Source organism: Streptomyces sp. NPDC059003 (assembly GCF_042740445.1).
Taxonomy (GTDB): domain Bacteria; phylum Actinomycetota; class Actinomycetes; order Streptomycetales; family Streptomycetaceae; genus Streptomyces.
The window spans coordinates 1-10267 of the sequence record NZ_JBHYJH010000248.1 but is presented as its reverse complement, the minus strand read 5'-3'; the positions used below and the strand labels follow the sequence as shown (position 1 = coordinate 10267).

Here is a 10267-nt window from a genome sequence, read left to right as displayed (position 1 = left end):
CGGCGTGGTGCGTATAAGCGCATGTATAATCCCCCCCACGCCTCGCGTGTTTCCGGGGGAACGCTGTGTCGCCGACCCACGGCACGGGTGTGCCGACGGCTGACGGGCGGCGACGGGCCGTACAGGGGGAACATCACCAACTCTCCCAGTCCACCACTGGAGAGGCCGGGTTGAGGAACGGTTTCACCCGTTCGCTCGCAGTGTCACCCCTACGGGGCCTGCCGCCTCGGGGTGCCGAGCCGGCGCAGGGTGTGCCGCCACCACAGCCGCCGCAGCGCGGCGCCGGGGGCGCGGTCGTCGGCGGCGTGCCAGGCCAGCTCCCGCGGCGCCCGGCGGGGCCGGAGCGCGGTGAACGGGGCGTAGTTCTCCACTACGAAGGCGCGGCCGTGCAGCGGGCGCGGCGGGGACAGCGGGCGGTCCGTCAGGTCCAGGTGCAGGGCGCGGACGACGTCGAGGTCCGCGGCGTCGGCGAAGAGGCGGAACTGCGCTCCGGGGCGGGGGTTGAAGTCGAGGAGGTGGTACGCGCCGGTCGCCGCGTCCTCGCGGAAGTCCAGGTCGAAGATGCCGCGGTAGCCGAGCGCCGCCATGAGCTTCGCCGCCGTCGCCTCCAGGGCGGGATTGGGCGTCCACTCGCCGCGTACGGTGATGCCCGCGGAGCGCGGCCACGCCCGCAGCTTCCTGCCGGTGCCGCCGCCGTGCACCCGGCCGTCGCGGCCCACATAGCCGTGTACGAACCAGTCGGTGCCGCCGCGCGCCGCCACGAAGGCCTGCAGGAGCAGGGCGCAGCCCGCCTCCGTGCCGCGTTCGAACAGCGCCGCGGCCTCGTGGGGCGAGCGCACCAGGACCGTGCTGTGCAGGCCCGCGTCGCGCGGGAGGCACCAGGGGCGGCTCCACTTCGCCACCGCCGTCGTGCCGAGGCTCCGGGCGACGTCCGCGGCCTGGACCGCCGAGCGCGGCAGCTCCGTACGGGGATGCGGCACGCCCGCCGACGCGCACAGGCGGGCCAGGACCGACTTGTCGGCCACGCTCTCGGCCATGCCGACCGCCGTCTCGGGCAGCAGGTACGGGCCGCTCAGCTCCGCGCGCAGGGCGCTGACGGCGAGGGAGCCCGCGTCGTCCAGGGGGATGAGGACGGCGGGGGCGCGCAGTCCGGCCGCGACGCGGCGCAGGACGGCGGCCACCTCGGCGAGGGGCGCGGCGGGCGGGGGCGGGCTGTGCAGGCGGTGCAGATAGCGGGAGCGGGACACCGGGGCGTGGGTGTCGTCGGCGATCAGATGGACCTCCACCCCCGCGCGCCCCAGGGAGCGCACTGCGCCCAGCGTTCCGTGATGGAAGGAATTCCTGTCGATCCGCAGCAGGACCGCGGGGACGCGTGTGTCGAGACGCTGCACTTCCACCCTTACTTTGCGCTCGCCCAAAAGGAGCGATCTGTCGGCACGGAGGATTAGGAACTCGTTTGGCGCAATAGAAATAAATATGACTGAGCGTCAATAGCCGGAGGCGGAAACGAGGAGCGGTCATGACCCCATGCAGGCGCAGACGCGCCCAACGCGCGGCCTTTGTCGCGGCCGGGATCATTATGTCGGCAGTGCTCGCCTCCGGACCGGGATACACGGTGGGGGCCGGGCGTGAGCGCGACGTCCCGCCGCCCTCGGCGGCGCCGTCCGCCCCGCCGCTCGCTCCCGCGGTGCCCCCGGCCGCCGTATCCCCGCCGGCCGTGCCGTCGCCCCCGGCCGTCCCGCCCGTGCCGAGCGTCCCCTCCGTGCCGTCGCCGTCGCCGTCGGTGCCGTCCGCGCAGCCCTCACCCTCGGCCTCCCCCGCCGCCCCGGCGACCCCGGCCGAGTGGCCCGCCTTCGGCGCGTACCTCGACTACGGCCCCCGCGGCGTCGACCGCATCGGGCAGCTCAGCGAGTGGCTCGGCGGGGCGCAGCTGCGCGTCGGGCACACGTACCTGCCGGGGGACGTGTGGAGCAACATCGAGGGCGCGCCCGACTTCCTGGAGAGCTGGGCGAAGTGGCGGCGCGCGAAGGACGACCGGCTCTTCGTGCTCAACGTGCCGATGCTGGAGCGCAACGAGGACGGCGTGGGCGACTACTTCGTGCGCTCGATGCTGCGCCGGGGCGCGGCGGGCGCGTTCGACGAGCACTACCGGGTCCTCGCGCGGCGCCTCGTCGACCTCGGGGTGCCCGACACCGTGATCGTCCTCGGCTGGGAGATGAACGGCATCACGTACACCCACCGCTGCGGGCCCGACCCGGAGTCGTGGAAGGCGTACTGGAAGCGCATCGTCACGGCGATGCGGTCGGTCCCCGGGCAGAAGTTCCAATTCGACTTCACGCCCAGTCGCGGGCGTGACGCCATTCCGTGGCCGGAGTGCTATCCCGGTGACGACGTCGTCGACATCATCGGCCTGGACTCGTACGACCAGCCTCGCGGCATGGCGTTCGACGAGCAGATCTCCGAGCCGTACGGGCTTAAATTCCACGTCGATTTCGCCGCGGCGCACAAGAAGCCCATCTCGTATCCCGAGTGGGGTCTCTTCCGCAACGGGGACAACGCGGAGTACATGCGCCGCATGCTGGCCTGGATGGACGAGCAGAAACCCCTCTACAACACGCTCACCGACTACTGCCCGCACGGCGTGTGGCAGTGCGACGACAACCCCAGGTCCTCCGCGGTCTACCGCGCCCTGCTGAACGGACGCGGTCAGGTACCGGCGCCGAAGCCGACCGACCCGGTGAAGCCGCCGGCCTGCTCGCCACTGGAGCTCGGCGACTGGGTCGAGTACTGGCTGGGCGGGAAGCTGTGACTGCGGTTCGACTGGTGGCAGGGGGACGACAAGGCCGCCGACGGCGAGGTGGGCGCTGGCAAGGTGCGCGCAGACAAGGCGGGCGTCGGTAAGGCGGGTGCGGGCAAGGCGGGGGCGGGCACGGCACGCGAGGGCACGGCCGCCAGGGGCGCCGGCTAGCCCCTGGCGCGGGTGACGCGTCACTACTCGGGTGACGCGTCACCGCGCCGGGCGTCGAGCAGCCGCTTGCCGCACCGGCGGGCGGCGGCCCCGGTGGCGGCCGCGGCGAGCAGCGGGGCGGTCGGCGTCCGGGCGAGCAGGTAGCGGCGGTTGACGACCGGGTCCGGGCGCCAGTGCTGCTTGTAGGGCTCGGTGCCGCGCAGCAGGCTCAGCGTGCGGGGCCGGTCGCCCCCGGTGTGGCGGGTGCAGGCGTCGAGGAGCATGGTGGCCACGTCCGCCTTGCGCTCACGCAGCAGCGGGTGCGCGCCGTACAGATAGCCCCCGGCCAGGTGCCCGGAGAGCAGCGTGAGATCGGCCGCCATGACCTCCCCGTCCAGGCGGAACTCGGTGACGACCGCCTCGCCCGCCGCGACCATGGGCTGCACCGAGCGGATCAGGTGCTCACGGAAGCGCGGCCGCAGGTGCTCGGTGGTCACCTTCCGGCCCTGCCACTGGAGTTGGTGCAGGCGCAGCAGGGTGTGCAGCGAGTCCGGTACGTCGTCGGCGGGCACGACGTGGGCCTCCACGCCGAGCTTCGCCAGCTTGCGCAGCTTGGCGCGGGTGCGCTGGGCGCGCGACGCGGGCAGGCGCTCGAGGAGCTCCTCCATCGGGAGCGCGGGCAGCTCCAGGCACGGGGAGTCGGCCACGGTGTGGCGGGGGCCGCGCCAGCGCTCGTACACACGCTCCACGCACGCACCCGGGCGCACCTCGCGGAAGTCGAGCAGCGCCCCGCGCGCGAGCGCCGCGAGACCGTCGACCAGGGCGGGCAGGGCGTCGTCCGCCGCCGCGTCGTCGACGAGCACGTCCGTGAAGTCGGAGATGGCGCCGCCCAGCGGGGTGAGCGCGGGCAGCGGGGCGCGCACCCGCATGAGCGGTGCCGCGGCGACGAGTTCGCCGTCTCCGTGGCCACCGGTGCCGTCGCCGCGGTCGCGGACGAGCAGGACCCGCAGCCGCCCCCGGGTGCCGTACGACTGCCACCAGGAGGACAGCCAGGCGTGGCTCTGGAACGGCGTCGCCGCCCGGCACGACCGGTAGAGCCGTCCCCAGGGGACACCGAGCCGGGCGAACTCCTCCTCCTGTACGCAGAGTTCCGCCGTGAACCGGTCCTTCGGGGTGGCCTTCCCGCCGTCCTCCCGGGGGGCAGCGTCCTCCCGGGGATCACCGCCTCCCAGGGGGACACCGTTTTGCAGAGGGACACCGTTTTCCAGGGAGCCGTCCCCTGCCGTCACCGGGGGTCCCCGACCAGTTCCTCGGCCCTCTCTTCGGACTCTTCGGAGAGACCCGATGCCTCTTCGGAGAGACCCGATGCCGGTGCGGGCACGGCCGCAGCCGGGCCGCGCTCGCCGCGCCGGGGCCGTACGAGCAGCGCGAGCCCGCCGATGAGTCCGCCCGCGCTGGTGCCCACCAGCGTGCTCACCGGCGCGGACACCGACGAGGGCGCCGTCGGCTTCAGGGCGCGCGAAAAGGGCAGGAGCTTGACCTGGGTGCTCTTCTTGGTGTGGTTGGCGCTGACGGTCAGGGAGCGGGCCACGGCGTTGGCGGTGGCCGCGGCCTCGCCGGGGCGCGGTGACGACGCGGAGATCGCGATCATGGGGGCGTCGGGCGAGGTGGCCACGCGCACGCTGTCCCGCAGCCGCGCGGGCGACATGCCCGCCTCGACCTGGGCGTCGCCGAGGACGGCGAGCTGCGTCGCGACCCGGCCGTAGGCCTGGGCGAAGCCGAGAGCGGTCGCCGGGTCCGTGCGCTCCTGGGGGACGGCGATGACATAGCTCGTCGCCGTGTACTCAGGGGTGTGCAGGATTCCGTAACCGCCACCGGCCGCGGCGCCGAGCAGCGCGCAGACCGGCAGCGGCCACCACCGGGGCAGGCGCGCGAGCCGGGCGCGTGCGCCGTCGAGCCGGTTGTTCGCACCGCCGACTCGGTCGTTCGCACCGCCGATTCGGGTGTGCGCGCGGCCGAGCCGGTCGCGTACGCGGGGGGAGTCACTCATCAGGGGTCACCTCCGGGGTCGGGCCGCGAAGCGCCGACTCGTAGACGTTCATCAGCTGTCCGGCGCTACGGGTGATGCTGTAGTGGCGTGCGACCGCGGGGACTTCGCGGGGCGGGAGACCGTCGGCGCGCAGTGCGTGCAGGGCCTGGGCGAAGGCGTCGGGGTCGCCCGCGCACGGCACCGCGGGGCCGCGCTCGCCGGGGGGCCGGGCGTCGACGGCGGGGCAGTCGGCGTAGAGCACCGGGAGGCCGGCCGCCAGACCCTCGACCAGGGCGAGCCCGAACGCCTCCTCCGGGGACGGCGACGCCAGCGCGTCCACGGCCGACAGGAGGGACGGCAGGTCGACGGTGCCCTCCAGGAGGGAGGCCGTGTCCCCGCGCTCGTGACAGGCCTCCCCCGCGAACCGCACCCGGTCACCGATGTGCAGCCGCTGTGCGAGGCCCCGTAGTTCGTCCTCCTGGGGACCGGCGCCCACCAGGACGGCGATGACGTCCTGGGGGAGCTGGGCGACGGCGCGCAGGAGCACGTCGAAGCGCTTGCCGGACGTGAGCCGCCCCACGCCCCCGACGACGAACGCCCCGTCGGGCAGGTCCAGGAGATCCCGCGTCTCCTTGCGCGCGGCCGCGTCGAAGCGGAAGCGGTCCGCGTCGATGCCGTTCGGTACGACACGGATGCGCTGTCGCGGCACTCCCCACCGGTGCAGGCGCGTGGCGACCGCGGGCGACACCGCGACGGTCATCCGGCCGAGGCGCTCACCGGCGAGGTACAGGGCGCGCACCCCGCCCGTCAGGGGGCGCCCCTCCATCTGCGACGCGCCCAGCGAGTGCTCGGTGGCCACGACCGCGTGGACGCCGGCGAGCCGGGCGGCGATCCGGCCGTACAGGCAGGCCCGGTACAGGTGGGTGTGGACGACGTCGTAGCGGCCCGCGCGGATGAGCTTCGTCAGGCGGGGGAGGGCGGACAGGTCGCGGTTGCCGGACATGCCGAGGTGCGTGACGCGGGTGCCGTCGGCCGTGATCTGGCGTGCGACCGCGCCGGGGTTCGTCAGGGTGACGACGTCGCAGGCGACGGGCAGGTGGCGCAGCAGGAGCCGCAGCTGCTGCTCGGCGCCGCCGGTGCCGAGCCCGGTGATGACGTGCAGGGCCCTCATCCGTGCACCGTCTCCGGTGGCGGTCCGGTCACGGCCGCGGACGGTTCTTCGGTCGCTGCCGCGGGCGGCGGCCCGGTCACCGTCTCAGGGGGCAGCGCCCGGCCGCGCCGGCGGTTGAGGCGCTCCTTGAGCCACAGGCGCGGCGGCGTGTCCCGCTGCCCGATGTGGACGCGCGGCAGCGCGAAGTCCCCGGCGAGCTCCCCGGGGTCGATGGCACACGCGTACCGGTACCCGGCGTCGCGCACCGCCGAGAGGACCCGCGCGTCGACGTACCCGTACGGGTAGCAGAAGCCCTCCACCGCCGCGCCCGTCAGCTCGGCGAGTGCGGTCCTGCTCCCGTGCACCTCGCGCGTGAGTGCCTCGTCGTCGGCCCGGGTCAGGTCGACGTGGGTCAGGCTGTGCGAGGCGACCTCCATGCCGCTCGCGGCGGCGTGCCGGATGCCGTCGGCGTCCAGGAGCGGCTTGCGGGGGCCCAGCGGGTCCCAGGAGTTGACGCCGTCCAGGCGGCCCGGCAGGACGAACAGGGTGGCGGTGCAGTCATGGCGGCGCAGCAGCGGCAGGGCGTGGTCGACGAAGTCCCGGTAGCCGTCGTCGAAGGTGAGGCCTACAAGGCCGTGGGCGGCGCCCTCGGAGCGGGCGCGCAGGAGCTCGGCCATGGAGACCCCGCGAAGGCCGCGCCGCCGCAGCCGGGCGAGCTGCTCGTCGAGGCGGTCGGGTGTGACGGTGATCTGGTACGGGTCGTCGGCGCACTCGGTGAAGGGCGCCACCGAGTGGTACATCGCGATCCACGCGCGCGTGGCGGTGCGGCGCGAGGGCGCTGTCGTACGTGTGGTGTCAGCTGTCGTACGTGTGGTGTCAACGGACATGACGGGGAGCCAGCTTTCGTGTGGCGGAGCCGAGGAGGGAAACCAGGGAGCCGAGGGCGAGGACCAGCGGGGCGGCGCGCAGCGCCCAGCCGAGGAGGGCGAACACCACGAGCACGGCGGGCCCGCACAGCGCGAGCGCAAGGACCGGCGAGCCCACCGCGCCCACGCACAGCGCGCCCGCCAGGGCGGCCCCTGCGGCGGCCAGGGCGAGCCGGGTGAGCTCCACGACGATCCGCCGCGTCCGGATGGGCACCGTGCGCGGTCCCATGCCGTGCAGGAGCAGCGTGGCGGTGACGCAGATGCCGGTCGCGTTGGCCGCGGCGATGCCGTGCACGCCCCAGGTGCCGACGGTCAGGAAGCCGATCCCGGCCGTGGCGACGATGCCGATGGCCATCGCGGCCAACGGCGCCCGGGTGACCCGGCCCGCCGAGAAGTACGACCTGGCGAGGGCGCCGACGAGCGTGTGGCCCAGGAGCCCGAGGGAGTACACCCGCATCACGGACGCCGTGGCGGCCGTGTCCTGCGGGCTGAACGCGCCGCGCTCGAAGAGCAGTTGGATCAGCGGGTGCGCGCCCGCGACCACCCCGGCCGCCCCGAGCAGCACCACGCACCCGGCGAGGACCACGTCCCGCTCGACGCGCTCCCGCGCCCGCTCGGTCTGCCCCTCCGCGAGCGCACGGGCCACTACGGGGAACGTGACCGTGCACAGCATCAGGGACAGCGCCATCGGCATCTGGGCGACCTTCTGCGCGTAGTTCAGGTGCGAGATGGCCCCGGCGGGCAGCGAGGAGGCCAGGAACCGCTCGATGAGCACCTGTGACTGCCGCAGCAGCGCGAAGAGCAGCACGGTCCAGATGACCGCGGTCCGCAGCCGGTCCGCCCCTTCGTCCGCGACCGGCCGCCCCTCCGTAGGTCGGTGGCGCAACTGCCGCCACAGCGACGGCGCTTGCGTGACCACCATGAGCGCGCCCCCGAGGGCGACTCCGGCCGCCGCGGCCCGTACGCCCCACCGCCCGGCGAGCAGGGCGAGGGTGGCGATGATGACCGCGTTGTAGACGACGTAGATGGTGGCGGGGGCCGTGAAGCGCTGGTGGGCGCGGAGCGCGGCGCTGCAGTACCCGGCCAGGCCGAACGACAGGGCGCACGTCGCGGTGAGCCGAGTGCAGTCCACGGCGGGCTGCGGGTCCGGCAGGCCCGGCGCGAGGACGGCCACCACCCAGGGGGCCGCGAGCGCCAGGGCGAGAGCGGCGCCCGCGAAGCACAGGCTCATCCGGGGCAGCGACGCGGCGACCAGGGCGCGCACCGGGTCACGGTCCGCGCCGCGCCCGCGGCGGGCGAGGGCGAGGCTGAACGCCGGTACGAGGAAGAAGGCGAGGCCGTCCTCGATGAGCAGCGTCGCCGCCATCTCCGGGAGCGTCCACGCCACCAGGAAGGCGTCCGTGTCCGTCCCGGCCCCGAAGAAGTGCGCGAGCGCCTGGTCCCGGGCCAGCCCGAGCAGCGAACCGGCGACGGACAGGGCGGCGGTGACGAGCGCGGCCTTGGCGAGGAATCCGTTGGTGGGGAAGCCGTTCCCGGGGGCGCCGTCCGGGGGTGAGGTCTTCGTGGACGGGGCCTCCGGGGGTGGTGCTTCCGAGGGGGAGGCGTCCGGGGGTGGGGGGACGCCGAGCAGCCCCTTGCCCGTGGTGTCGGGGGCGGCGGTCATGGCTGGGCCGCCTCCAGGGGCCGCATGTCAGCGCGTGCGTCACCGCGTGCGTCATCGCATACGCCATCGGGTACGTCATCGCGTCCGGGTTCGCGTACGTCATCCCGCAGGCGACCCCGTACGCGTTCCCGTACGCGGTCCCGTACGTGGTCCCCGACGCCCCACCACCCCGCGACCCCCAGCACCACCGCCGTCAGCACCGTGGAGGGCCCGCCGATGTCGGCGTACAGAAAGTCCACCACCTGCCAGACGAGCAGCCCGCAGGCGATCAGGGCGCAGTCGAGGCGGTCGCCGCTCTCCGGAGTGCCCGGACTGCTGAGGGGCCTCCTGCGCGCGCGGGCCCACCGGCGCAGGACGCAGGTGAGCAGCCCCGCCCAGCACCCCACAAGGGCGCACAGCCCCAGGAGCCCCTGTTCGCTGAGGACGAGCAGATACATGTTGTGCGGGGACAGCAGCGGCTGGCGGCGGAAGCCCTGGCCCGCGCCCGCGGTGTCGCTGCCGGAGGACAGCGCTACGGAGGCGTGGCTGTCGCGGTACTCCGGGAAGCCCTTGAGGCCGACACCGGTCGCGGGCCGCTCGCGCCACATGGCGACGGACGCGGCCCACATGGTGTACCGGTCGGTGACCGACTGGTCGGGCGCGTCCGCGACTTGGGTGATGCTGCCGAGCCGCTCCTGGAGCAGCTGCGAGCCGACGCCGAACCCGCCCACCAGGACGACGGCGGCCGCCGTCGCGGTCACCACCACCCGTAGCGCACGCCGCACTCCGGAGAGGACGAGTACGGTGCCGCAGGCCGCCGCCGTCGCGATCCACGCGCCGCGGCTGAAGGACAGCGCGAGCGGCACGACGAGCAGTGCCGCGCAGCCGCCCGCGGCGGCCCGCTGTCGGGGCGCGCCCCCACGGAAGGCGAGTCCGAGCGCGCAGACGACCCCGTACGACACCACGGTGGCCATCCCCATGACGTCCGTCGGCCCGAACGTCCCCACCGCGCGGATGTCCTCGCCCCTGTAGGAGGCGCCGGTCCCGGTGAGGTACTGGTGCACGCCGATCCCGCCCTGCCACAGCGCCAGGCCGACGAACGACCAGGCCACCAGGCGCACATCACGGCCGTCCCGGATCAGGGCGAGCACGGCGAGCGGGACGAGGACGAACACCTGGAGGTAGCGGGCGGCACCGGCGAGGGCGGCGCCCCCGGTGGGAGCGGCGCACGCGGCCACGGTGACGCCGAGCACGGGGAGGCCGAACAGCAGGGCGGCGGTGCGCGTCAGCGGGCGGCGCGCGGACCGCACGGCCGCCAGGACGCAGTACGCCACGACCAGACCGGATGCCACGTCGGCCACCGTGACCTGGGGGGTGCCCTCGGTCCCCGGGGACACCGGCAGGGCGAGCAGGGCCACCAGGGCGACGACGGGGAGCACGGGCGCGTAGCGGCGCAGCGCGGGCAGCACGGCGTCCAGGGGGTGTGGGGGGTGTGGGGGGTGTGGGGGGTGCGGGGGGCGCGGGGCGGGAGCGAGGGCGGACACGGGGCCTCAGCTCCCCGAGTGCCGCACGA

General features: G+C 74.6%; 8 protein-coding genes. 1 reads left to right on the top strand and 7 read right to left on the bottom strand.

The window, feature by feature from the left end; translation table 11 throughout:
* Window positions 1-209: 209 nt before the first annotated feature.
* The gene (locus ACFWZ5_RS42125; protein ID WP_384800977.1) at window positions 210-1397 is read right to left on the bottom strand and encodes an ATP-grasp domain-containing protein; all 1188 of its coding nucleotides are present in this window, start codon (window positions 1395-1397) and stop codon (window positions 210-212) included.
* A 122-nt stretch (window positions 1398-1519) separates the two neighbouring features.
* On the opposite strand from ACFWZ5_RS42125, the gene ACFWZ5_RS42120 reads away from it, so the two are divergent.
* A complete protein-coding gene (locus ACFWZ5_RS42120) occupies window positions 1520-2809 on the top strand; it encodes a glycoside hydrolase family 26 protein (protein WP_384800974.1) in 1290 nt (429 codons plus the stop codon).
* A 182-nt stretch (window positions 2810-2991) separates the two neighbouring features.
* Here ACFWZ5_RS42120 and ACFWZ5_RS42115 read toward each other — a convergent pair whose 3' ends face one another.
* From ACFWZ5_RS42115 to ACFWZ5_RS42090, 6 genes are read right to left on the bottom strand one after another with little or no spacing between them, the layout of a single operon-like run.
* Complete coding sequence (locus ACFWZ5_RS42115) at window positions 2992-4236, bottom strand: GNAT family N-acetyltransferase (RefSeq protein WP_384800971.1); 1245 nt, start codon at window positions 4234-4236, stop codon at window positions 2992-2994.
* Window positions 4233-4997, bottom strand: a complete 765-nt coding sequence (locus ACFWZ5_RS42110) for a lipopolysaccharide biosynthesis protein (RefSeq protein WP_384800968.1) — start codon at window positions 4995-4997, stop codon at window positions 4233-4235. Before ACFWZ5_RS42110 ends, ACFWZ5_RS42115 begins: the two co-directional genes overlap by 4 nt.
* The gene (locus ACFWZ5_RS42105; protein WP_384800965.1) at window positions 4990-6147 is read right to left on the bottom strand and encodes a glycosyltransferase; all 1158 of its coding nucleotides are present in this window, start codon (window positions 6145-6147) and stop codon (window positions 4990-4992) included. The genes ACFWZ5_RS42110 and ACFWZ5_RS42105 overlap by 8 nt, the downstream gene beginning before the upstream one ends.
* On the bottom strand, window positions 6144-7013 hold the full coding sequence (locus tag ACFWZ5_RS42100; protein ID WP_384800962.1) for a polysaccharide deacetylase family protein: 870 nt from the start codon (window positions 7011-7013) through the stop codon (window positions 6144-6146). The genes ACFWZ5_RS42105 and ACFWZ5_RS42100 overlap by 4 nt, the downstream gene beginning before the upstream one ends.
* On the bottom strand, window positions 7003-8715 hold the full coding sequence (gene murJ, locus ACFWZ5_RS42095) for a murein biosynthesis integral membrane protein MurJ (RefSeq protein WP_384800959.1): 1713 nt from the start codon (window positions 8713-8715) through the stop codon (window positions 7003-7005). Before murJ ends, ACFWZ5_RS42100 begins: the two co-directional genes overlap by 11 nt.
* A complete protein-coding gene (locus ACFWZ5_RS42090) occupies window positions 8712-10172 on the bottom strand; it encodes an O-antigen ligase family protein (RefSeq protein WP_384800980.1) in 1461 nt (486 codons plus the stop codon). The genes murJ and ACFWZ5_RS42090 overlap by 4 nt, the downstream gene beginning before the upstream one ends.
* Between the last annotated feature and the right edge of the window lie 95 nt (window positions 10173-10267).

Excerpts from the sequence above, each read along its gene's own strand:
- murJ (WP_384800959.1), bottom strand. The coding sequence starts at position 8,715 with ATGACCGCCGCCCCCGACACCACGGGCAAGGGGCTGCTCGGCGTCCCC.
- ACFWZ5_RS42100 (WP_384800962.1), bottom strand. The coding sequence starts at position 7,013 with ATGTCCGTTGACACCACACGTACGACAGCTGACACCACACGTACGACA.
- ACFWZ5_RS42120 (WP_384800974.1), top strand. The coding sequence starts at position 1,520 with ATGACCCCATGCAGGCGCAGACGCGCCCAACGCGCGGCCTTTGTCGCG.
- ACFWZ5_RS42110 (WP_384800968.1), bottom strand. The coding sequence starts at position 4,997 with ATGAGTGACTCCCCCCGCGTACGCGACCGGCTCGGCCGCGCGCACACC.
- ACFWZ5_RS42105 (WP_384800965.1), bottom strand. The coding sequence starts at position 6,147 with ATGAGGGCCCTGCACGTCATCACCGGGCTCGGCACCGGCGGCGCCGAG.